The 20,841-nt window shown below is 66.0% G+C and carries 23 protein-coding genes; 9 read left to right on the plus strand and 14 right to left on the minus strand.

Annotation, left to right across the window (positions count from 1 at the left end; genetic code table 11):
- Positions 1–6 precede the first annotated feature (6 nt).
- Positions 7–489, minus strand: a complete 483-nt coding sequence (locus EAH84_RS08505; RefSeq protein ID WP_140870587.1) for a UPF0262 family protein — start codon at positions 487–489, stop codon at positions 7–9.
- A gap of 97 nt (positions 490–586) precedes the next feature.
- On the opposite strand from EAH84_RS08505, the gene EAH84_RS08510 reads away from it, so the two are divergent.
- Positions 587–2,080 (plus strand): replicative DNA helicase, encoded by a 1,494-nt coding sequence (locus EAH84_RS08510; RefSeq protein WP_140870589.1) that lies wholly within the window; start codon positions 587–589, stop codon positions 2,078–2,080.
- Between the two features lie 45 nt (positions 2,081–2,125).
- Here EAH84_RS08510 and EAH84_RS08515 read toward each other — a convergent pair whose 3' ends face one another.
- The 8 genes from EAH84_RS08515 to EAH84_RS08550 form a co-directional block, all read right to left on the minus strand.
- Positions 2,126–2,884 (minus strand): phosphoadenylyl-sulfate reductase, encoded by a 759-nt coding sequence (locus tag EAH84_RS08515; protein ID WP_140870592.1) that lies wholly within the window; start codon positions 2,882–2,884, stop codon positions 2,126–2,128.
- A complete protein-coding gene (locus tag EAH84_RS08520) occupies positions 2,877–3,305 on the minus strand; it encodes a DUF934 domain-containing protein (RefSeq protein WP_140870595.1) in 429 nt (142 codons plus the stop codon). The genes EAH84_RS08515 and EAH84_RS08520 overlap by 8 nt, the downstream gene beginning before the upstream one ends.
- Positions 3,306–3,422: 117 nt before the next feature.
- Entirely contained in the window at positions 3,423–5,048 is a 1,626-nt protein-coding gene (locus EAH84_RS08525; RefSeq protein ID WP_140870598.1) for a nitrite/sulfite reductase, read from the minus strand.
- A complete protein-coding gene (locus EAH84_RS08530) occupies positions 5,048–5,344 on the minus strand; it encodes a DUF2849 domain-containing protein (protein WP_140870601.1) in 297 nt (98 codons plus the stop codon). The genes EAH84_RS08525 and EAH84_RS08530 overlap by 1 nt, the downstream gene beginning before the upstream one ends.
- Positions 5,341–6,168 (minus strand): uroporphyrinogen-III C-methyltransferase, encoded by an 828-nt coding sequence (gene cobA, locus EAH84_RS08535; RefSeq protein ID WP_140870603.1) that lies wholly within the window; start codon positions 6,166–6,168, stop codon positions 5,341–5,343. Before cobA ends, EAH84_RS08530 begins: the two co-directional genes overlap by 4 nt.
- Before the next feature lie 138 nt (positions 6,169–6,306).
- Positions 6,307–6,672 (minus strand): hypothetical protein, encoded by a 366-nt coding sequence (locus EAH84_RS08540; protein WP_140870606.1) that lies wholly within the window; start codon positions 6,670–6,672, stop codon positions 6,307–6,309.
- A 106-nt stretch (positions 6,673–6,778) separates the two neighbouring features.
- Positions 6,779–8,191: a succinylglutamate-semialdehyde dehydrogenase gene (astD, locus tag EAH84_RS08545; RefSeq protein ID WP_140870609.1), complete on the minus strand. Its 1,413-nt coding sequence runs from the start codon at positions 8,189–8,191 to the stop codon at positions 6,779–6,781.
- A gap of 56 nt (positions 8,192–8,247) precedes the next feature.
- On the minus strand, positions 8,248–9,606 hold the full coding sequence (locus EAH84_RS08550) for a protein adenylyltransferase SelO family protein (protein WP_140870610.1): 1,359 nt from the start codon (positions 9,604–9,606) through the stop codon (positions 8,248–8,250).
- Between the two features lie 38 nt (positions 9,607–9,644).
- On the opposite strand from EAH84_RS08550, the gene EAH84_RS08555 reads away from it, so the two are divergent.
- The 3 genes from EAH84_RS08555 (at position 9,645) to EAH84_RS08565 (ending at position 13,149) form a co-directional block, all read left to right on the plus strand.
- Positions 9,645–10,532: an alpha/beta fold hydrolase gene (locus EAH84_RS08555; RefSeq protein ID WP_140870613.1), complete on the plus strand. Its 888-nt coding sequence runs from the start codon at positions 9,645–9,647 to the stop codon at positions 10,530–10,532.
- A gap of 1 nt (position 10,533) precedes the next feature.
- A complete protein-coding gene (locus tag EAH84_RS08560) occupies positions 10,534–11,670 on the plus strand; it encodes a glycosyltransferase family 4 protein (RefSeq protein ID WP_140870615.1) in 1,137 nt (378 codons plus the stop codon).
- A gap of 75 nt (positions 11,671–11,745) precedes the next feature.
- Positions 11,746–13,149 carry an NAD(P)H-dependent flavin oxidoreductase gene (locus EAH84_RS08565; protein WP_140870618.1) on the plus strand — a complete coding sequence of 468 codons (1,404 nt, stop codon included), beginning with the start codon at positions 11,746–11,748 and terminating at the stop codon, positions 13,147–13,149.
- Positions 13,150–13,193: 44 nt separating this feature from the next.
- On the opposite strand, the gene EAH84_RS08570 is transcribed toward EAH84_RS08565, so the two are convergent.
- Positions 13,194–13,598 carry a low affinity iron permease family protein gene (locus EAH84_RS08570; protein WP_140870621.1) on the minus strand — a complete coding sequence of 135 codons (405 nt, stop codon included), beginning with the start codon at positions 13,596–13,598 and terminating at the stop codon, positions 13,194–13,196.
- A 12-nt stretch (positions 13,599–13,610) separates the two neighbouring features.
- Positions 13,611–14,624 carry a 2-hydroxyacid dehydrogenase gene (locus tag EAH84_RS08575; protein ID WP_140870623.1) on the minus strand — a complete coding sequence of 338 codons (1,014 nt, stop codon included), beginning with the start codon at positions 14,622–14,624 and terminating at the stop codon, positions 13,611–13,613.
- Between the two features lie 129 nt (positions 14,625–14,753).
- Between EAH84_RS08575 and EAH84_RS08580 the strand changes: the two genes are divergently transcribed.
- Entirely contained in the window at positions 14,754–15,242 is a 489-nt protein-coding gene (locus tag EAH84_RS08580; RefSeq protein ID WP_241656518.1) for an SH3 domain-containing protein, read from the plus strand.
- A gap of 10 nt (positions 15,243–15,252) precedes the next feature.
- On the opposite strand, the gene EAH84_RS08585 is transcribed toward EAH84_RS08580, so the two are convergent.
- Positions 15,253–16,440, minus strand: coding sequence for a thiolase family protein (locus tag EAH84_RS08585; protein ID WP_140870626.1), 1,188 nt, complete (start codon positions 16,438–16,440; stop codon positions 15,253–15,255).
- A gap of 91 nt (positions 16,441–16,531) precedes the next feature.
- On the opposite strand from EAH84_RS08585, the gene EAH84_RS08590 reads away from it, so the two are divergent.
- From EAH84_RS08590 to EAH84_RS08605, 4 genes are read left to right on the plus strand one after another with little or no spacing between them, the layout of a single operon-like run.
- The gene (locus EAH84_RS08590) at positions 16,532–16,783 is read left to right on the plus strand and encodes a hypothetical protein (RefSeq protein WP_140870629.1); all 252 of its coding nucleotides are present in this window, start codon (positions 16,532–16,534) and stop codon (positions 16,781–16,783) included.
- Complete coding sequence (locus EAH84_RS08595) at positions 16,776–17,531, plus strand: prepilin peptidase (RefSeq protein WP_140870631.1); 756 nt, start codon at positions 16,776–16,778, stop codon at positions 17,529–17,531. The genes EAH84_RS08590 and EAH84_RS08595 overlap by 8 nt, the downstream gene beginning before the upstream one ends.
- The gene (locus EAH84_RS08600; protein WP_140870634.1) at positions 17,528–17,959 is read left to right on the plus strand and encodes a hypothetical protein; all 432 of its coding nucleotides are present in this window, start codon (positions 17,528–17,530) and stop codon (positions 17,957–17,959) included. The genes EAH84_RS08595 and EAH84_RS08600 overlap by 4 nt, the downstream gene beginning before the upstream one ends.
- Positions 17,956–19,371 (plus strand): coniferyl aldehyde dehydrogenase, encoded by a 1,416-nt coding sequence (locus EAH84_RS08605; protein ID WP_140870637.1) that lies wholly within the window; start codon positions 17,956–17,958, stop codon positions 19,369–19,371. Before EAH84_RS08600 ends, EAH84_RS08605 begins: the two co-directional genes overlap by 4 nt.
- 17 nt (positions 19,372–19,388) lie before the next feature.
- Here EAH84_RS08605 and EAH84_RS08610 read toward each other — a convergent pair whose 3' ends face one another.
- Positions 19,389–20,012, minus strand: coding sequence for a DUF1989 domain-containing protein (locus EAH84_RS08610; protein WP_140870640.1), 624 nt, complete (start codon positions 20,010–20,012; stop codon positions 19,389–19,391).
- Complete coding sequence (gntA, locus tag EAH84_RS08615; protein WP_140870642.1) at positions 19,973–20,680, minus strand: guanitoxin biosynthesis heme-dependent pre-guanitoxin N-hydroxylase GntA; 708 nt, start codon at positions 20,678–20,680, stop codon at positions 19,973–19,975. Before gntA ends, EAH84_RS08610 begins: the two co-directional genes overlap by 40 nt.
- Between the last annotated feature and the right edge of the window lie 161 nt (positions 20,681–20,841).

The raw sequence follows: 20,841 nt of genomic DNA on the forward strand, positions 1-20,841 counted from the left end.
CTGCCATCAGGCGCGGATATGCAGCACGCAGATCAGCGTGAACAGCCGTCGTGCGGTGTCGAAGTCGATCTCGATCTTGCCCGCCAGCCGCTCCTTGAGCAGGTCGGCGGCATCGTTGTGGATCCCCCGGCGCGCCATGTCGATCGTTTCGATCTGTTGCGGGGTCGATTGCTTGATCGCCTGATAATAGCTGTCGCAGATCGCGAAATAATCCCGGATCGGGCGACGGAAACGCCCGAGTGCGAGGACCAGGGTTTCGAGCGGGGTATCGTTGTCGCGCTTGATCTGGATCGCGAGCCGCCCCTCCTCGACGCTGAGCGCGACCTTGTACGGCCCGGCATAGCCGTCGTCATGCGCCCGCTGGGGCGCGAAGTGGTTGCCCTCGATCAGATCGAAGATCGCGATCCGGCGTTCCTGCTCGATATCCGCCGAGCGCCACAGGATCGTGCGTTCGTCGAGCGTGACGTCTATGATCCGGGGGTCGGCCATCGCCCCGCGATAGCGGCGCGGGTGTGGGCTGTCACTTATCCGCATCATTCCAACGCAGGTCGCTTGAGCGTGGCGGGGGGGAGGGTAGAAGCGGCGCATGGCCACCCTCGCGTTCCCGACCCCCACCGCTGCCACCGAGCCCCAGCAGCTTCCGCGCAACGTCGAGGCGGAGGCCGCGATGCTGGGTGCGATGATGATCGACAACCGGCTGGCCGACGACCTGGTCGACCGGCTGGAGCCGACGCATTTCTTCGAACCGCTCCACGGGCGGATCTTCGCCGCGATCAAGACGCTGCGGTCGAACGACATGCTCGCGACCCCGGTGACGCTGAGGCCGATGTTCGAGGCCGACGAGGGGATGAAGGAGCTCGGCGGCCCCGCCTATCTCGCCAGCCTGACGGGCAGCGGCGCGGGGCTGATCGGCGCGCGCCAGTTCGCGCAGCAAATCTACGACCTGGCGATGCTCCGCGCGCTCGTCACCGTTGGGCGGACGCTGGTCGACCGCGCGATGGACACCAGCGAAGAGGTCAATCCGCGCGCGCAGATCGAGTTGGCCGAGGAGGAATTGTTCAAGGTCTCCTCGGACGGCGACATCGAGGGATCGGTCAAAACCTTCGCGCAGGCCACCACCGCGGCGGTGAAAATGGCCGAGCGCGCGCTGAATTCAGGCGGCAACCTGTCGGGCGTGACCACGGGCATCGACAGCATCAACGCCAAGATCGGCGGGATGCATCACAGTGATTTGATGATCCTCGCCGGGCGTCCTGGCATGGGCAAGACGTCGCTCGCCACCAACATCGCGTTCAACGCCGCGCGGCGCTGGATGCGCGACATGGCCGACGGCATCGCACCCGCCGATTCGGTGGGGGCGAAGGTCGCGTTCTTCAGCTTGGAAATGTCGGCGGACCAGCTCGCGACGCGTATCCTGGCCGAGCAATCGCGAATCTCGTCCGAGGCACTGCGGATGGGCAAGATCAGCCGCGCCGAATTCGGGCAGCTCGCGGCGGCGGCGGCGGAGCTGGAGAATCTGCCGCTGTTCATCGACGACACCGGCGGCCTCAGCATCGGTGCGCTGCATACGCGGGTGCGAAGGCTCCAGCGGCGGCACAACAACGAGATCGGGCTGGTCGTGGTCGATTATCTCCAGCTGCTGACCGGATCGGGAAACAACCGCGAGGGCAACCGCGTGCAGGAGATATCGGAGATCAGTCGCGGGTTGAAGACGATGGCCAAGGATCTCAACGTGCCGGTGCTCGCGCTGTCGCAGCTGTCGCGCGCGGTCGAGCAGCGCGAGGACAAGACGCCGATGCTGTCGGACTTACGCGAATCGGGATCGATCGAGCAGGACGCCGACATGGTGTGGTTCGTCTATCGCGAGGATTATTATGTCGCTTCGAAGGAACCCAAGCGCCCCGTCGAGGGCGACAGCGCCAAGGTCCACGACGACCACAATGCCTGGGCAGCGGACATGGAGCGGGTCTATGGCCTCGCCGAACTGATCATCGCCAAGCAGCGCCACGGCTCGACGGGTAAGGTGCGGATGAAGTTCGATCCGACGATCACCAAATTCACCGACCTGGCGGAGTATTGAGCCGCTTCGGCACCGGGCTCCGCGGCGACGATTGAAACCGCACAATCAGAAAATCGGGTCTTCGCCGGGCTTTGCGGGTTCATGAATGCCGCATTCGACCTTGTCCCAGCCGCGCCAGCGACCCGCGCGCGGATCTTCGCCGGGCTGGACCTTGCTGGTGCAGGGTTGGCACCCGATCGAGGGATAGCCGTCGGCTTCGAGCGGGTGGCGGGGGAGGGCATGTTCGTCGAAATAGGCGTCGAGATCGGCCTTCACCCAATCGCCGAGCGGGTTGACCTTCAATCGGCAGTCCTCGTTCTCGAAGCGCGCGATGTTCTGGCGGGTCGAGGACTGGAACGCCTTGCGGCCCGAAATCCAGCTGTCGAGCCCCGCTTTGGCGCGCGCGAGCGGTTCGACCTTGCGGATCGCGCAGCAGCCGTCGGGATCGTACGACCAGCGCAGGCCCTTTTCGTCCTGCGCCGCAAGCGCGAGCGCGTCGGGTTCGACCGTCCAGCTGTTTTCAATCCCGAACGCGGCGACGAGCCTGTCGCGATACGCCAGCGTTTCGGGAAACATCTTGAGCGTGTCGACGAATATCACCGGGATCGACGGATCGGCGGCGGCGACGAGGTGGAGCAGCACCGCGCTCTCGGTGCCGAACGACGACACCACCGCGGTCTTGCCGAGCATGCCCTCGGCGAACACCGCGCGCAGCATCGGCAGCGTCTCGACACCGGCGAAGCGCGCATTGAGCGCATCGGCGTCTTTCTGGGTGAAGACGGGGCCGACGTCGATCATGTCGAGCTTGCGCAGCGCATTAGCCATGACGGAGTTTCCAGACCGGCACGATGGCGTCCGCGGCCGGCTGGTAATGATAGTCGTAGCGTTCGAGACTGCGCGTCAGGACCGCCTCGTCGATCGGCGCATCGGGGGCGAAGGCGTCGAATCCGCAGCGGCGCATGAAGTCGATCTGGTCGACCAGCACGTCGCCGGCCGCGCGAAGCTCGCCGGTGTAGCCCGCCTCGCGCAGGATCCGCGCCGACGAATAGCCCCGGCCGTCGCGGAATTTCGGGAAGCCGATTTCGACGAGCATGATCCGATCGAGATAGGGGATGAGGACGCGGGCATCGTCGCCCGCCTCCAGCCGCACCGCCGAGGCATTCGCCTGGCCCTCGACGAAGGCGTCGAGCGACACCGCGGGTTCTTCATGCGCGGCATCGGTGCGGAAGCGCAGGAGATCGGTCATTGCTGCCCCTCCCCTTCAGGGGTGGGGTTAGGGGTGAGGGATGTCTCGCAGAGGGTGAGCGCGGCATATTGCCCCACCCCAACCCCTCCCCTGAAGGGGAGGGGCTTTTGATTGGGATCATCCATAGATCGCCTCCTTGAAACCATCCATGCCGACGCGGCGGTAGGTGTCGAGGAAGCGTTCGCCGTCCTGACGTACCGCGATATATTGGTCGGTGACGCGCTCGATCGCATCGACGATGCCGTCTTCGGAGAACCCCGGCCCGGTGATCTTGCCGAGGCTGGCATCCTCCGCGCCTGAGCCGCCGAGCAGCAGCTGGTAGTTTTCGGTGCCCTTCTTGTCGACGCCGAGGATACCGATGTGGCCCGCGTGGTGATGACCGCAGGCGTTGATGCAGCCGCTGATCTTGAGCTTCAACTCGCCCAGATCGCGCTGGCGACCCGCGAACCGCGTCGCGATCTTCTGCGCGACGGGGATCGAGCGTGCGTTGGCGAGGCTGCAGTAATCGAGCCCGGGGCAGGCGATGATGTCGCTGATGAGATCGAGATTCGATTCGGCCAGCCCTGCGTCGACCAGCGCCTGCCAGATCGTGTAGAGATCGGCCTTGCGGACGTGGGGCAGGACGATGTTCTGCGCGTGGGTGACACGCAGTTCGTCGAAGCTATGGCGTTCGGCGAGATCGGCCATCAGATCGATCTGGTCGGCGGAAGCATCGCCGGGGATGCCCCCGATCGGCTTTAGGCTGATGTTGACGATCGCATAGCCGGGATGTTTGTGCGGCTTGACGTTCTGGTCGAGCCAGACCGCGAAATCGGGGTCGGCGCGATCGGGTTCGCGATCCCCCGCCTCGAACGCGGGCGGGGTGAAATAGGCGGCGATCCGGTCGAATTCGGCGCGGGGAACATCCGACTTGTTGGGCAGGATTTCCTGCCATTCGGCCTCGACCGCCGCGGCGAAAGCCTCGGCGCCCATCTGGTGGACGAGGATCTTGACCCGCTGTTTGTGGATGTTGTCGCGGCGCGCGGTGCGGTTCCACACCCGCAGGACCGCCTCGCAATAGCTGAACAGGTGGTCAACCGGCAGGAACGCGCGGATCAGCGGCGCGATGAATGGGGTGCGACCCATCCCGCCGCCGACATAAACCTCGAACCCCAAGTCGCCCGCGTCGTTCGCGACGAGCCGCAGCCCGATATCGTGGAGCCGCATCGCGGCGCGATCCTCCGCCGACGCGATGACCGCGATCTTGAACTTGCGTGGCAGGTAGCTGAATTCGGGGTGGAAGGTCGTCGCCTGGCGGATCAGTTCGGCCCAGGGGCGTGGGTCGGCGATCTCGTCGGCGCTGGCACCGGCATATTGGTCCGACGACACGTTGCGGATGCTCTCGCCGCTGGTCTGGATCGCGTGCATCTCGACCGTCGCGAGATCGGCGAGGATGTCGGGGGCTTCCTCCAGCTTGATCCAGTTGTACTGGATGTTCTGGCGCGTGGTGAAATGGCCGTAGCCGCGATCGTAGGTCCGCGCGATGTACGCGAGCTTGCGCATCTGGCGACTGTCGAGCGTGCCGTACGGGATTGCGACGCGCAGCATGTACGCATGAAGTTGCAGGTATAGACCGTTCTTGAGCCGGAGCGGCTTGAACTGATCCTCGGTGATCTCGCCGGCGAGGCGGCGACGCGCCTGGTCGCGGAATTCATCGACGCGGGCGTCGACGATCGACTGGTCGTATTGGTCATATTTGTACATCAGATCACCTGCGCGATCGCCGCAGCGTCGTCGGGCTTGAGGGTCAGGTCGGGGCGCACCGTGGGGCCGAGCGCGCGGACGCGGTCCTTGATATGGGCGGGGCGGGGGCCATCGGCGGTGTCGGTCGCCTCGATCACGTACGGGTTGTTGACGCGGCGCAAGGCTTCTTCTGCCGCGCCGGTCGTCTCGCCGGTGGTGCCGACATCGACCGCGTCGGCGACGTGGCGCGACCAGCCCGCGCCGGTCCACCAGATCACGTCGCCGGTCGGCAGATCGTTACCCGTGAGGATGTTCATGCTGCGAGCTCCATGGGCCCCACGAAAGTATTACTTTCGTGGGCTCTCTCTGCAATCCTGGCCCAGCGGGCGAGTTTGTCCTGCGCGTCGGACAGGTCGACGACCTCGCCGACGACGATGATCGCGGGGCTCTGGACGCGCTCGCGCGCCACCATCGCGCCGAGATCGGCGAGCAAGGTCTTCATCGCGCGATGTCCCGCCAGCGTACCCTTTTCGATGACCGCGACGGGCATGTCGGGGGTGACGCCGTCGGCGATCAGCTTGTCGGCGATGTCGTTTGCGGTGGCGACGCCCATGTAGATCACGAGCGTGCGCCCTTGCCCTGCGAGCCCCGACCAGTTCTGGTCGGCGAGGCCCTTGCACTGGCCCGCGACGAAGCTGACCGCGCTGGAATAGTCGCGGTGGGTGAGAGGCAGCATCGCCTCGGCCGCGCAGCCGAGCGCAGCGGAGACGCCGGGGATGACTTCGACCGGCAGCCCCGCGGCGCGGACCGCCTCTACCTCTTCGCCGCCGCGCCCGAACACGAAGGGATCGCCGCCCTTGAGGCGGACGACGACGTTGCCTGCCTGCGCCTGCGCGACGAGAAGCGCGTTGATCGCGTCCTGCGGCAGCGTGTGGCGCGCGCGCTGCTTGGCGACCGAGATGCGCCGTGCGGTAGCGGGGGCGAGATCGAGGACACGCGGGTCGATCAGTCCGTCGTGGACGACGACATCGGCGATTCCGAGCGCTGCGACCGCGCGGACGGTGAGGAGACCCGGATCGCCGGGACCGGCGCCGACCAGGATTACATGGCCGGCCGGGGTGGAGTCGGGAAGGCTTGTCATAAGAGCCGAGATGGGCGGTTCGTCGCGATGCGACAACCGAGCGATCCTTGGGACGAGGGTAGCGGAGCTTGGGCCTAAGGGTCGTGGCCCGCCACCGCCTCCCCGATCGGCAGGGGAGGCATGCGGCGGGCGGACCAATCAATAGCCGTAATAGTTATTGTAGCCATAGTTCCGATAGCGTGGACGCCAGCTATTGCGGCGGTGTTCACGTTGATGTTGACGCGCTAGCCGATAATCGGCGTACGCGTGTTGCTGCGCGAGGTCGCTGTGGAGCTGCGCATGGCCCCAGCGCGATACCCCCCGCTCGTGCGCCTCTTCATGCTCCTCGTCGAGCTGATCGTGATTGTTGTCGTGGCGGTCTTCGAGATGCTCGTGCTCATGCTCGTGGCGGTCTTGGCTGCCATAGCTGTATCCGTAGCCGAAGCTTTGAGCCGACGCGGCGGCAGGGATCAACGCCGCGAACGCCGCCGCGCCGATCAACGAACCAATCAATGTAACCTTCATGTCACCTTCCCCTCGGGCTGTGGTGACTATTGATTGCGCTTCGCCGACTGGATCGATCCTGAATGTGGATGTCAGTCGCCGTTCACGGTCCGCGCCGCGCGCAAGGTCAGTCGTCGCGGAGCCCGATCCCCAGCGTGGCGCGCGCGCTGTCGGCCTCGTTGCTGACCACCGGATAGGCGCAATAGTCGGCGGCGTAGAACGCGCTGGGGCGGTGGTTGCCCGACCAGCCGATGCCGCCGAACGGCGCCGACGACGACGCGCCGTTGGTCGGGCGGTTCCAGTTGACGATTCCGGCACGGATACCCGACCAGAACCGGTCGTAGAGCGCGGGCGTCTGGCTGATCAGCGAGGCTGACAGGCCGTAGCGGGTGTTGTTCGCCTCCGCGATCGCACCGTCGAAATCGTCGGCGCGGATGACCTGGAGGATCGGGCCGAACAGCTCGACATCGGGGCGTTCGGGCATCGCGGTGACATCGATCATCGCGGGCACCAGGAACGGGCGCGTGTCGTCGAGCCGTTCGAGGTGACGGATGACGCGGCCCCCGTTCATCAACAGCGTCAGGAAGCTTTCGGTCAGCATGTCCGCGGTGTCGTTGTCGATCACCGGGCCCATGAACGGCTGCGGATCGTCGTGCGGCGATCCGACGATGAGCCGGCCGACGAGCTTGTTCAGGGTTTCGATCAGCGGGTCGTAGAGCGAGTCCTGGACGATGAGGCGCCGTGCGGCGGTGCAGCGCTGCCCCGCAGTGGTGAACGCGGACTGCACCACCAGCACAGCGGCGGTGTGGATGTCGGGGGTGTCCCAGACGATGATCGGGTTGTTGCCGCCCATTTCGAGCGCGAGAATCTTTTCGGGCTTGGTAGCGAACTGGCGATTGAGCGTGATCCCGGTCCGCGCCGATCCGGTGAAGAGCAGGCCGTCGATATCGGGATGCCCGGCCAGCGCCTTGCCATGATCGGGACCGCCGATAACGAGGCGGATGCACGCTTCGGGCACGCCCGCGGCGCGGTAGCAATCGACCATGAACGCGCCGGTCGCCGGCGTCTTCTCCGACGGTTTGAAGATCACCGCGTTGCCCGCGATCAGCGCGGGGACGATGTGGCCGTTGGGCAGGTGCGCGGGAAAATTATAGGGGCCAAGGACCGCGAGTACGCCATGCGGCTTGTGGCGCAGCGCCATCCGTGTGTTCATCGGCGCGTCGAGCCGCCGCTGCGCGGTACGCTCGGCATAGGCGGTGACCGAGATGTCGACCTTGGCGATGACGCTGTCGACTTCGGTGCGCGCCTCCCACAACGGCTTGCCGGTCTCGCGCGCGATCAGGTCCGCGAAGGCGTCGGCGCGCTGACGGACGGTGTTGGCGAAGCGGCGCATCGTCTCGACGCGGACCGCCAGCGGCTGCGCGGCCCAGCTCGCCCAGCCATGGCGTGCGGCGGCGACCTCGGCATCGACGTCGCTGGTTTCGCGACGCCATAATTCGGCACCCGTCGCGGGTTCGTAGGAAATGAGTTCGTCCGCCATGCGCGGGAGGTAAGCGAATGCCGCGGGGGCGGCAAGACGGTGTGACCCGGGCGGATTTACCGCAAGGCGTCGCCCATCTTGCGAATTGCAGCTATCTTGGCGTGGAGCGGCGCCCAGTCGTCGCGATCGGCGATCGCGGACCAGATGCTCTCGACCTCGTCGATCAGCATGGCGCAGGGTTCGCCGCGCCAATAGTCGTGGTCGCGCGCCCGGCGGGCGGCATAGGGGCCGAGCGCGGTGCGGACGGCGGCGAAAGCGTCGCCATAATGATCGGGAAGCGCCCCTCCGAAGGCGTCGAAGAAGAAACGGTCGATCGGGGTGGCGGTGGTGCGGAGCGCCTGTTCGATCGTCTGGACCAGCGCGCGATCGGTGTCCGGGTCCTGCGGGATCACCCCGAGCCGCCACAGGATCGCGGTCGCGACGGCGGGCTGATAGCGTTCGCCGAAGCGCTCGAGCGTTTCAACCAGTGGGCCGCTCTCCGCGATCAGGCGCAGGCTGGCGGCGAGTTGCATCACGTCCCAGTGGATCGCTTCGGGCTGGCGGCCGAAGGCATAGAGGCCCCGATGGTCGAAATAGGCGGCGGTGAACGCGGGGTCCCAAGTGGGGGCGAAGCGCCACGGGCCGTAATCGAAGCTCTCGCCGGTGACGTTGATATTGTCCGAATTGAGGACGCCGTGGACGAAGCCCGCGGCCATGTAGCGCGCGGCGAGCGTCGCGGTGCGCGCGACGACGAGGTCGAGCAGGCGGATCGGGTCGTCGCTGTCCTCGCCGTACAAGTTGCGGAGCGTGTAGCCGACGAGGCGGCGCATCGCGGCCTCGTCGCGCTCATAGGCGATGCGCTGGAAGGTGCCGATGCGGATGTGGCCGTGGTTGAGGCGGACCATCACCGCCGAGCGGGTCGGGGAGGGTTCGTCGCCGCGATCGAGCGCCTCGCCGGTCTCGATCAGCGATAGCGTGCGGCTGGTCGGGACGCCCAGCGCCTCGAGCATCTCGGTCGCGAGGATTTCGCGCACGCCGCCTTTCAGCGTCAGCCGCCCGTCGCCGAACCGGCTCCATGGGGTCTGCCCCGATCCCTTGGTGCCGAGGTCCATCAGACGATCATCATCATCGCGCAGTTGCGCGAAGGTGAAGCCGCGCCCGTCGCCGATCTCCGGGTTATAGGTACGGAACTGGTGGCCGTGGTAGCGGAGCGCCAGCGGCTGGGGCAGCGTGCCGGGGAGCGGTTCGAACCGCCCGAGATGCGCGATCCATTCGTCGTCGGTCAGTGCGTCGAGACCGACTTCGGCAGCGGCGCGGTCGTTGCGGAAGCGCAGCCGCGTTTCGGGAAAGTCCGCGGCGGCGACGGGATCGAAGACGGTGTCGCCGAGCGTGAGGAGCGTCTTCGCGGGGCGATAGGCTTGCGGGTTGATGGGCATCCCGCGATATGGAGGCCGGATAGCCGGGGACGCAACACGTGGCAGCTTATGAAAACCGCTATTGGTCGTCCAACGACGGGTTGCGGCTCCATTATCGCGACTATCCGGGTGGCAATGGCCCCGGCGACGAGATGCGCCCGCCGATCCTGTGCCTGCCCGGGCTGACCCGTAACGCGCGCGACTTCGACGGGTTCGCGGCGCGGCTGGCGGGGCGGTGGCGGGTGATCGCGGTCGATTTTCGCGGTCGCGGTGAAAGCGCCTATGCGAAAGACCCGATGTCCTATGCGCCGTCGACATATGTGCAGGATATCGAGGCGCTCTTAGCGGAGATCGGTGTCGACCGTTACGTCGCGGTGGGGACGTCGCTCGGCGGGGTGGTGACGATGTTGTTGGCGGAGACCGCGCGCGAGCGGATCGTGGCGGCGCTGCTCAATGATGTCGGGCCGGAGATCGATCCCGCTGGGCTCGCGCGGATCCGCAGTTATGTCGGCAGGGGCGGCAATTTCCCGACCTGGATGCATGCGGCGCGGAGCGTCGGTGAGGCGAACGCCGACGTCTATCCCGATTGGGATATCGCGGACTGGCTGGCGATGGCCAAGCGGCTCTATCGGCTCAATGGGGCGGGGCGGATCGTGCTCGATTACGACATGAAGATCGCCGAGCCGTTTCGCGTGCCGGGCAACGAAGCAGGCCCCGACATGTGGCGGGCGCTGTCGTCGCTGCGCGCGGTGCCGACGCTGATCGTTCGCGGCGGGCGATCCGACGTGTTATCCGCCGCGGTCGCCGAGCGGATGACCGCCGCGATCGACGATGTCGAACTGGTGACGGTCGAGGGTGTCGGCCACACCCCGATGCTGACCGAAGACGAACTCCACGCGCCGATCGACCGCTGGCTGGCGAAGGCGCTGGCGGGGGTCGCGGCCTGAGATGGCGCGCCCGGTCAATATCCTCCATCTCCATTCGACCTTCGACCTTGGCGGCAAGGAAGCGCGCGCGGTCCGGCTGATGAACGCATTTGGCGACAAGGCGCGGCACACGATCGTGTCGAGCATCCCCGGCGCGCTGTCGGCGCGGCAATCGATCGCGACGGGCATTACGTACGAGATCGCACAGAACCCGCCGCCGTTGACGGGGCGGCCATCGGTTGCGCGCTACGAGGCGATCGCGGCCTATATGCGCCGGTTCGACCTGGTGCTGACGTATAATTGGGGCGCGATCGACGGGGTGATGGCGCGGCGGGTGTTCGCCAAGGGATCGCCGCCACTGGTTCACCATGAGGATGGGTTCAACGCTGACGAGGCGGGGGGTTTGAAGGTCCAACGCAACGTCTATCGCCGGATCGCGCTGGCCGCCGCCGATGCGCTGGTCGTGCCATCCGAAACGCTCGAGGTCATCGCGCATCGGCAGTGGAAACAGCCCGCGGGGCGTGTCCACCGCATCGCCAACGGCATCGATACCGCCCGCTACGCAACAAAGCCCGATCCCAAGGCCATCCCGGGGTTCGTCAAGACCGGCAAGGAGGTCGTGATCGGCACGCTGGCGGGGCTGCGCGAGGTAAAGGACCTGACGACGCTGGTGCGCGCGGCGGGGGGCTTGTCGGGGCGGTTTAGGCTGGTGATCGTGGGCGAGGGGCCGGAGCGCGGGCGGATCGCGCAGGCCGCCGCGGCGATGGGAATCGCCGACAGGTTGGTGATGCCGGGCTTTCTCGACCGGCCGGAGCGGTTCGTCGGACTGTTCGACCTGCTCGCGATGTCGTCGCGCAGCGAGCAATTCCCGATCTCGGTGGTCGAGGCGATGGCCGCGGGGCTGCCGATCGCGTCGACCCCGGTCGGCGACATCCCACGGATGGTGGCGGTGGAAAACCAGCCGTTCATCGCGGAGCATGGCGGCGAGGTCAGACTGCGCGATGCGATCCAGCCGCTGTTGCTCGACGCCGATCTGCGCTGCCGGGTCGGTGCCGCCAACCAGGCCAAGGCGCGGACCGATTATGACGAGAAGCAGATGATTGTCCGTTATCGCGCACTCTACGAGGTGGTGATGGGGAAGGCAGGCAGCCTAACCTGAGTCGGTATTTCCTCGCATGGACGCATCCAACCGTTATAGAAATTCGTTCATTTCCAAGAAGAGGTACGCATTCCCGTGTTCAAAGGCCTGACCCCGATCCTGTACAATGGCCGCGAGGTCTGGCCGCTGGTCGAAGGCGGCAAGGGCGTCGCCGCGACCAACCACGCCTCTGCGGGCGCATGGGCGGCGGCGGGCGGGATCGGGACGGTGTCGGCAGTCAACGCCGACAGCTACGATCCCGACGGCAAGATCATTCCCCAGGTCTATCACGCGCTAACCCGGCGCGAACGGCATGAGGAGCTTGTCGAATACGCGATAGAGGGCGCGGTCCAGCAAGTGAAGCGCGCGTACGAGATCGCGGGGGGCAAGGGCGCGATCAACATCAACGTGTTGTGGGAAATGGGCGGCGCGCAACGCGTGCTCCACGGCGTCCTCGACCGCACCCGGGGCATGGTGGCAGGCGTCACCTGCGGCGCGGGGATGCCGTATAAACTGTCGGAAATCGCGGCGTCGTACGGCGTGCATTATCTGCCAATCATCAGCTCGGGGCGCGCATTCCGGGCGTTATGGAAGCGGGCGTATTCGAAGGCGGCGGAGTGGCTGGCGGCGGTAGTCTATGAAGACCCCTGGCTCGCGGGTGGCCATAATGGCCTGTCCAACGCCGAAGACCCGCTGAAGCCGCAAGACCCGTATCCGCGCGTCAAGGAGTTGCGCGAGGTGATGCGAGAGGGCGGAATTCCCGACACCACCCCGATCGTGATGGCGGGCGGGGTCTGGTATCTGCGCGACTGGAGCAACTGGATCGACAATCCCGAACTCGGGTCGATCGCGTTCCAGTACGGCACCCGCCCGCTGCTGACGAAGGAAAGCCCGATCCCGCAAGGGTGGAAGGACAAACTGACCGAGATCGACGAGGGCGAGGTACTGCTCCACCGCTTCTCCCCGACCGGATTCTATTCAAGCGCGGTCAAGAACCCGTTCCTGCGCAACCTGGAATCGCGCTCCGAACGCCAAATCGCGTTTTCGACGCAGGAGGCAGGCGATCATGTCTTTCAGCTCGACGTCGGGGTGAAAGGCAAGAATTTCTGGGTGACGCGCAACGACCTGTTGCGCGCGCGGACGTGGTTTGGCGAGGGCTATACGGACGCGCTCAAGACCCCCGACAACACGCTGGTATTCGTGACCCCGACCGAGAAGGGGATCATTCGCAAGGACCAGGCCGACTGCATGGGCTGCCTGTCGCAATGTTCGTTTTCAAGCTGGGCGGATACCGATACCAATTCGACCGGACGGCTCGCCGATCCGCGCAGCTTCTGCATCCAGAAGACGCTGCAGGACATCGCGCATGGCGGCGATATCGAGCAGAACCTGATGTTCGCCGGGCATTCGGCGAGCAATTTCAAGCGGGACCCGTTCTATTCGAACGGCTTCGTGCCCACCGTGAAACAACTCGTCGATCGGATTTTGACGGGGGATTGATCTCCGGGCAATTGAGTGTCCCGACGTCGAGGCTGTGCCAGCCGTTAAAGTCGATCTTCGAGGAGATTGACGGTACGCTTGATGCTTTCGACGTCTGAGCCGGATTCTGCCTCTAGCGACGCGCGCAGCTTTTCGAGTTTTTTATCGGTCATGTGCTCGATCCCGATGAAACCGTTGCGCGCACCATCGAGCGCGCGGATCAGCTCATCGAGCTTGGCCTGTATCGCTGCCGCGTCGCGATTGGTCGAATTCTGGATCAGGAACACCATGAGGAATGTGACGATCGTCGTCGCGGTGTTCACAACCAACTGCCATGTGTCGGAATAGTGGAACAGCGGGCCGGTCGTGCCCCACAGCACAATCAGCCCGACCGCGGTGACGAAGGCGGCAGGCTGGCCAGCAAACCCGGCGATACCACTCGCGATCCGGGTGAAGAAGCGATCGAGCATATCACGTACCTCCTAGGCCCAACCCTCCAGCACCTGGTCGGGCGGGCGGTGGCCGTCGGCCCACATGCGGATGTTCTGGATCACCTTTTCGCCGGTCGCGATCCGGCCTTCATAGGTCGCCGAGCCCATATGCGGGGTCATCACCACATTGGGTTGGGCGAGGAGGCGTGGGTCGATGCGCGGTTCGTGTTCCCAGACGTCGAGACCCGCGCCCGCGAGGCGCCCCGCTTCGAGCGCGTCGACCAGCGCGTCTTCGTCGACGACGCCGCCGCGGCTGGCGTTGATGAGATAGACATGGGGGCGCAGCAGCGCGATCCGGCGGCGGTCGATCAGGTCGCGGCTGTCGGGGTTCAACGGCGTGTGAATCGTGACGATGTCGGCGGCGGCGAGGAGATCGTCGAGGTTCGCGTGCCAGGTCGCGGCGAGTTGCGCTTCGAGCACCGCGGGCAGGCGATGGCGGTTGTAGTAATGGATCGACAGGCCGAACGCACGCGCACGCAGCGCCACCGCCTGACCGATCCGTCCCATTCCGACGATACCGAGCGCCTTGCCGCCGATCCGGTGGCCGAGCATCCCACCGGGGCTCCAGCCGTTCCATGTCCCCGATCGGACCAGCTTCTCGCCCTCGGCGAGGCGACGCGGGACCGAGACGATCAGCGCCATCGTCATGTCGGCGGTATCCTCGGTTAGCACGCCCGGCGTGTTGGTGACGATGATCCCGCGCTGGCGTGCGGCCTTGAGGTCGATATGGTTCACGCCCGCACCGAAATTCGCGATCAGCTTCAGCCGGTCGCCCGCCTGCGCGATCAGATCGGCGTCGATGTCGTCGGTGACGGTGGGCACCAGCACGTCGCAATCGGCCATCGCCGCCGCGAGCTGAGCGCGGTCCATCGCCTGATCGCCGCGGTTGTTGGTGGCGTCGAACAGCGCCTCGAGCCGGTCCATCACCGCATCGGGCAGTTCGCGCGTCACGACGACCTTGGGGTTCGCGACGCGGGTCGGGGGATGGGCGCGCATATCCGGCATCGCCGACCGACTTGGGGGATCGATCCCGACGCGTCAACGCCGCGCGGGAGGTTGAAGCATCGCATGACGCCGCTACACGGTGCCGCGACACAGGCGCGCACCGCCGTCATGTCACGCGAAAGGGGATTCATGCGTCGCTACGCCATTACCGCCGCTCTGTTCGCGATGCTCGCCATCGACATGTCGGCGCATGCCGCCGACCCCAAGAAGACGCCACCCTATTATGCCTCGATCAGCGCGGGCCGGGCGCGGATGCGGACCGGGCCAGCGCGGACCTATCCCGCCAGCTGGCTGTACCAGCGCGCGGGATTGCCGATCAGGATCGTCGCGGTGTTCAAGGAATGGCGCAAGCTCGAGGATCCCGACGGCACGGCTGGGTGGATGCAGGCCAATCTGCTCAGCGAGGCGCGCACCGCGATCGTCACCGGTGCTCAACCGATCGACCTGCGCGAGCGCCCCCAGCCCGGTGCGCGGCTGTTGTGGCGCGCGGCTCCGGGGGTGGTGGGCCGGATCAACGAATGCGAGCGCGGCTGGTGTCGGTTCGATGTGAAGGGGCAGGCGGGCTTCGTCGAGATCGGCGGCTTGTGGGGCGTCGACCCGGGCGAAAGCCTGCCCTGACCCCAGGCGATCAGTCGATCAATTCGATCGCCATCGCGGTGGCTTCCCCGCCGCCGATGCACAGGCTCGCGACGCCCTTTTTAAGCCCGCGGTTCTGGAGTGCGGCGATTAGCGTCGCGACGATCCGCGCGCCCGACGCCCCGATCGGGTGGCCGAGTGCGGTCGCGCCGCCGTTGACGTTGACCTTGGCGTGATCGATCCCGAGGTCGCGCATCGCGATCATCGACACGCACGCGAACGCCTCGTTGACCTCGAACAGGTCGACGTCGCCGACCGACCAGCCCGCCCGGTCGAGCACCTTGTTGATCGCGTCGACGGGTGCGGTGGTGAACTTCGAAGGCTCGTGCGCGTGGGCTGCCGAAGCTACGACCCGCGCGATCGGAGTAAGCCCCTTCGCCGTCGCGACCGATTCGCGCGTCATCACCAGCGCCGCCGCACCATCCGAAATTGACGAGGCGTTGGCGGCGGTGATCGTACCTTCCTTCGCGAACGCCGCCTTCAACGTCGGAATCTTCGCGATGTCGCCTTTCAGCGGTTGTTCGTCCTGGTCGACGATGGTGACGCCCTTGCGGCCCTTCACCTCGACCGCGACGATTTCGCGATCGAACCCGCCCGACCGCTGCGCCGCCTGCGCCCTGGTCAGCGAAGTGACCGCATAATCGTCCTGTGCGCCGCGGGTAAACTGATACTCCTGCGCGGTCTCTTCGGCGAACACGCCCATCGCCTTGCCCGGTTCGTAGGCGTCTTCGAGCCCGTCAAGGAACATCGAATCGATGATCCGGTCATGCCCGATCCGCGCGCCTGCGCGATGTTTGGCGAGGAGGTATGGGGCGTTGGTCATGCTCTCCATCCCGCCCGCGACGAGCAGGTCGACCGACCCCGCGGCGAGCGCCTCGGCGCCCATGATCGCGGCCTGCATCCCGCTGCCGCACATCTTGTTGACCGTCGTGGCCTCGACCGAAATCGGCAGCCCGGCCTTGATCGCGGCCTGGCGCGCCGGAGCCTGACCGAGCCCGGCGGGCAGCACGCAGCCCATGTAGATCCGGTCGATGTCGCTGCCATCGACTCTCGCGCGATCGACCGCGCCCTTCACCGCCGCTGCTCCCAGTTCAGTGGCCGACGCGCCGGCAAGGCTGCCTTGGAACGACCCGATCGGGGTGCGGGCGTAGGACAGGATGACGACGGGATCGGTGTTCATGGATGGGGTGCTCCGGGAGAGGAATGTCGAACCCGATATGGGTTGAGCGCGCGCCATTGCAAAGCGTCGCGGCGCGACTAGGGCGGTGGGCATGGAAAGCATCACGACCGCGATCAAATGGTTTGCCGCTGTGTCTGGCACGATCGCGGCGTTGATGGTGGCGGTGGATTACGGGCGAAAGACGACCGGCTGGGGGTTCGTCATCTTCGTCGCATCGTCGATCGCGTGGATGGCGGGCTCGCTGCTGTCAAAGGACGCGGCACTCGGCACGCAGAACGTCGTGTTGTTCGCGATCAACATCCTGGGGGTGTACCGCTACCTGATCCGGAAAAAAAATGTGTGACGCGCTCGCCTGGCCGATTGGCCTCGCGGTGCTGGGCGTAATCGTCGGGAGCTTCGTGGCCGCGCTGGTCATCCGTTGGCCGCAGGGGCAATCGGTGTTGCGCGGGCGGTCGCGGTGCGATGCCTGCGACCGGACGCTGGCGCCGCGCGATCTGGTGCCGCTATTGAGCGCGGCAGTGCTGCGGGGGCGGTGTCGGACGTGCGGCGCGCGGATCGACCCGCGGCATGGGCAGATCGAGCTCACCGCGCTGGCGATCGGCGCTGCGGCGGGGATCGCGGTCGCTGGTCCGGTCGCGATCGCGGGGGCTGGTTTCGGGTGGATGCTGCTCGCGCTCGCCGCGCTCGATGTCGAAGCCTTGTGGCTGCCCGATCGCCTGACCGTGCCATTGGCATTGGCGGGGGTGCTAACCGGCGCGATCGGAGTTCATCCCATGGTGGTCGATCGGCTGATCGGCGGCGCGGCGGGCTTCGCGTCGTTGTGGCTGATCGCGCTCGCATATCGATCGATCCGTGGCCGCGACGGCATGGGGGGTGGTGATCCCAAGCTGTTCGCTGCGATCGGGCTGTGGCTCGGCTGGCAACTGCTGCCAGCGGTGCTGCTGATCGCGAGCCTGGTCGGGCTGGCGCTGGTCCTGGTCGATCGGGTGCGCGGCAAACCCGTCGCACGCGACACCGCGCTGCCGCTGGGCGCGCTGCTCGCAATCGCGGCTTACCCGGCCTGGCTCGCCATGATAGGATTGGGGTCATGATCGTGATCCTCCTTGCCGCCATGCTCGCGCAGACCACGCCACCGGTGGTGGCCAACATTCCCCCGCTGCTCGGCGCGATCGGCACGCAGTCGTTGCCCAAGACCGGCTGTGCTGCCTTTCTGTGGAGCACGACCGATCGCGCGCTGGTCGCGATGGCGGTCGCCGATCCGGCGATGTTGCGGCTGTCGATCGACGGCAAGACGGTCGATCTGGCACGATCGGCGCAGCAGGGCGCGGCCGGGCTGGGGTTCGGTGCGACCACGAGCTACGCCGCCGACGGGATTACCGCGCGGTTAGAGATGACGATCGTCCCGCGCGAGAATCTGGCATTGGGCGCGCAGGTGCCCGAGGCGTCACTCCAGGTCGACCGGGCCGGGCGTGACACGATCATCGCGCCGGTCGCGGGGCTGGTGGGGTGCACGACATGACGATGACGGCGATACTGGCGGCACAGCGCGGCGCGTTCATGGCCGAACTGCCGGTCGGACTCGATATCCGCAAGGATCGGCTGAAGCGTGCGGCGGCGATGATCAAGGATCATGCGGCGCGGTTCTGTGATGCGCTGTCGGAGGATTTCGGGCATCGCAGCCCCGCCCAGTCGATGCTGACCGACATCGCCGGATCGGTCGCGCCGATCGCGCACGCGCTGAAGCATGTCGAGCGCTGGGCCAGACGCGACAAACGGAAGGTTCAGTTTCCGCTGGGCTTGCTCGGCGCGCGGGCGTGGGTCGAATATCAGCCCAAAGGCGTGGTGGGGGTGATCGCGCCCTGGAATTTTCCGGTGAATTTGGTGATGTCGCCGCTCGCAGGGATTTTCGCGGCGGGCAATCGCGCGATGGTGAAGACCAGCGAGTTCACGCCCGCCACCGCGGCGCTGTTCGAGGAGATCGTCGGCGCGTATTTCGCGGCGGAGGAACTGGCGTTCGTGTCGGGCGGGCCGGAGGTCGGCAAGGCGTTCGCCGAATTGCCGTTCGATCACTTGATCTTCACCGGCGCGACCGGGATCGGTCGGCATATCCTCCACGCCGCCGCAGACAGTTTGACGCCGGTGACGCTGGAACTAGGCGGCAAATCGCCGGTGATCGTCGGCAAGGATGCCGACCTGACGCGAACGACCGAGCGGGTCGCGCTCGGCAAGATGCTGAATGCCGGGCAAATCTGCCTGGCGCCCGATTACGTACTGACCCCGGCGGCGGATGAGCCGCGCGTCGTCGAAGGGCTCAAGGCAGCAGCCAGCGCGATGTATCCGACGCTGCTCGCCAACCCCGATTATACTGCGATCATCAACGATCGGCATCACCAGCGCTTGCAAGACTGGCTCGACGACGCACAGGCCAAGGGTGCGACGATCGAGACGGTGAACCCGGCGGGGGAGGATTTCGCGGCTTCGAACGCGCGCAAGATGCCGCTCCACATCGTCCGCGACGTGACCGACGACATGACGCTGATGCAGGAGGAAATCTTCGGGCCGATCCTGCCGATCATGAAATATCACGGGATCGACGACGCGATCGCGCAGGTGAATCGGCGGGATCGGCCGCTGGGGCTGTATTATTTCGGCGGCGATGGCGACGAACGGCGCAAGGTGCTCGATCGGACGATTTCGGGCGGCGTCACGCTGAACGATGTGGTCTTCCATGTCTCGATGGAGGATTTGCCGTTCGGCGGAATCGGCCCGTCTGGGATGGGCTCCTATCACGGACACGACGGCTTCAGGACGTTCAGCCATGCCAAGGCGGTGTACAAACAAGCCAAGTTCGACGTCGCCAAGCTCGCCGGGTTGAAACCGCCTTACGGCAAGGCCGCCGCGTCCTCGATCGAGCGCCAGCTGAAAATTTAAGCGGTAATCGTGACGCGTCAATCGATGCGATAATGGATCGGCTTGAAACTGCCGCCGTTCGAGGCTGGCGCGGAACAGGCGGTGAGGCCGATCACCAAATCGATCGCGGCGCGAAACACGATCCGGTCGCCCGCCTTGCTAGTCGGCGGCAGCACTGAGAGCTTGCCGGTGTCCGGGTCGATCGGCACGTTCATGAAACAGTTGAACGCGATCGGGATCGCGTCGGGAGTCACGCCATAGGGCTCCAGTGCCGCCGCGAGGTTGCCGAAACACCCGCGGTGAGGCGGCAGATCCGGATAGAAATGGTGGAAGGTGTCGTAACTGCACGGAGTCAGCAGGAAGTCATGGCGTCCGACGCTGTCCTCGACGATCTCGAGCATCGGCTGCGATCGGTTCGAATAGAGGATATGCCCGGTCGTGAGGCGGATCGTCTCGGCATAATCGAGCGTCCGCCCCGACGAGATCACCTCTGCCATGTCGTCCGCGTTGAAGGCGAGCAAATCCGCAACCTGCTGGCCGCGCGGATCGATCACCGTCAATCGTTGACCGCGGGCGACACGAAACGCGGTGCCGCTGCGTTCCGGAATGACGCTGACACCGTTCACCCATTTTCGCCGGTATAATCGAACGGGCAGCGCCATTCGGTGTCGACGACCCGGCCGCTATACTGCCGTGCTTCGCTGACCGTCCCGTGCCGCGCGAGCATCGGGTTGCGCGACCCGGCATATCGTTCGTCGCGCGCGAGGATCGTTTCGCGCATCGGTTCATACCGGCCATCGGCGCGGAGGCGCTCGAACTGGTCGTGGAGATTGAAGACCAGCGTCGGCTTGGCGAAGCGGCGCGCGGGGCGGCTGGCCTGGGGGTGCAGCCCGACGACGAAAAACCCTTCGCCGCCGAAGCTCAGCGAAAAATGCGGGCTGTCGGGATCGTGGCTGACGCGGTCGTCATAGGGTTGACCGCGCCACACGTCCTTGTCGGATAGCGACTGAATCCGTTGCCACAGACACCCTTCGAATCCCGCCTCGTCGAGATCGTCGGGGCCGTCGAACACGACCGCGAAGCTGCGGAACAACGTCGGTTCGGCGCGATACGCAGCGGTAAACGTCAATAGCGAATCATGGATCCGCAGATCGTCCCAGGCGCTGTCGATGCGATCCGCGGCCATGACGTCGAGCGTGCCGCGCGCCAACGCAGCCTTGGCACCGACGCAGGGGAAGGCGGCTTCGGCGACATGCGCGTGCAGCAAGGCTTGGTGTTCGCCGTCGGCCCAATGGGTCCACGGGAACAACGGGGAGGTGGAAATCGGCATCAGCGTTATACGAATTTCGATCGAGCGTGGTTCCCAGCGAACGTTTTGATCCCGATCAATCGGAACAATAACTATATTTTTGGCTGCGGGAGGGGAACGCGCGTGCTAGGGTCGTGTTACCGGCAGCGATGGGGGAGTGTCGAAACGCGGCAGTTCCTGAA

Source organism: Sphingomonas oligophenolica (genome assembly GCF_006438955.1).
Classification (GTDB): domain Bacteria; phylum Pseudomonadota; class Alphaproteobacteria; order Sphingomonadales; family Sphingomonadaceae; genus Sphingomonas; species Sphingomonas oligophenolica_A.

Excerpts from the sequence above, each read along its gene's own strand:
- EAH84_RS08505 (WP_140870587.1), bottom strand. The coding sequence starts at position 489 with ATGGCCGACCCCCGGATCATAGACGTCACGCTCGACGAACGCACGATC.
- EAH84_RS08510 (WP_140870589.1), top strand. The coding sequence starts at position 587 with ATGGCCACCCTCGCGTTCCCGACCCCCACCGCTGCCACCGAGCCCCAG.
- EAH84_RS08515 (WP_140870592.1), bottom strand. The coding sequence starts at position 2,884 with ATGGCTAATGCGCTGCGCAAGCTCGACATGATCGACGTCGGCCCCGTC.
- EAH84_RS08520 (WP_140870595.1), bottom strand. The coding sequence starts at position 3,305 with ATGACCGATCTCCTGCGCTTCCGCACCGATGCCGCGCATGAAGAACCC.
- EAH84_RS08525 (WP_140870598.1), bottom strand. The coding sequence starts at position 5,048 with ATGTACAAATATGACCAATACGACCAGTCGATCGTCGACGCCCGCGTC.
- EAH84_RS08530 (WP_140870601.1), bottom strand. The coding sequence starts at position 5,344 with ATGAACATCCTCACGGGTAACGATCTGCCGACCGGCGACGTGATCTGG.
- cobA (WP_140870603.1), bottom strand. The coding sequence starts at position 6,168 with ATGACAAGCCTTCCCGACTCCACCCCGGCCGGCCATGTAATCCTGGTC.
- EAH84_RS08540 (WP_140870606.1), bottom strand. The coding sequence starts at position 6,672 with ATGAAGGTTACATTGATTGGTTCGTTGATCGGCGCGGCGGCGTTCGCG.
- astD (WP_140870609.1), bottom strand. The coding sequence starts at position 8,191 with ATGGCGGACGAACTCATTTCCTACGAACCCGCGACGGGTGCCGAATTA.
- EAH84_RS08550 (WP_140870610.1), bottom strand. The coding sequence starts at position 9,606 with ATGCCCATCAACCCGCAAGCCTATCGCCCCGCGAAGACGCTCCTCACG.
- EAH84_RS08560 (WP_140870615.1), top strand. The coding sequence starts at position 10,534 with ATGGCGCGCCCGGTCAATATCCTCCATCTCCATTCGACCTTCGACCTT.
- EAH84_RS08570 (WP_140870621.1), bottom strand. The coding sequence starts at position 13,598 with ATGCTCGATCGCTTCTTCACCCGGATCGCGAGTGGTATCGCCGGGTTT.
- EAH84_RS08575 (WP_140870623.1), bottom strand. The coding sequence starts at position 14,624 with ATGCCGGATATGCGCGCCCATCCCCCGACCCGCGTCGCGAACCCCAAG.
- EAH84_RS08580 (WP_241656518.1), top strand. The coding sequence starts at position 14,754 with ATGCGTCGCTACGCCATTACCGCCGCTCTGTTCGCGATGCTCGCCATC.
- EAH84_RS08585 (WP_140870626.1), bottom strand. The coding sequence starts at position 16,440 with ATGAACACCGATCCCGTCGTCATCCTGTCCTACGCCCGCACCCCGATC.
- EAH84_RS08590 (WP_140870629.1), top strand. The coding sequence starts at position 16,532 with ATGGAAAGCATCACGACCGCGATCAAATGGTTTGCCGCTGTGTCTGGC.
- EAH84_RS08595 (WP_140870631.1), top strand. The coding sequence starts at position 16,776 with ATGTGTGACGCGCTCGCCTGGCCGATTGGCCTCGCGGTGCTGGGCGTA.
- EAH84_RS08600 (WP_140870634.1), top strand. The coding sequence starts at position 17,528 with ATGATCGTGATCCTCCTTGCCGCCATGCTCGCGCAGACCACGCCACCG.
- EAH84_RS08605 (WP_140870637.1), top strand. The coding sequence starts at position 17,956 with ATGACGATGACGGCGATACTGGCGGCACAGCGCGGCGCGTTCATGGCC.
- EAH84_RS08610 (WP_140870640.1), bottom strand. The coding sequence starts at position 20,012 with ATGGCGCTGCCCGTTCGATTATACCGGCGAAAATGGGTGAACGGTGTC.
- gntA (WP_140870642.1), bottom strand. The coding sequence starts at position 20,680 with ATGCCGATTTCCACCTCCCCGTTGTTCCCGTGGACCCATTGGGCCGAC.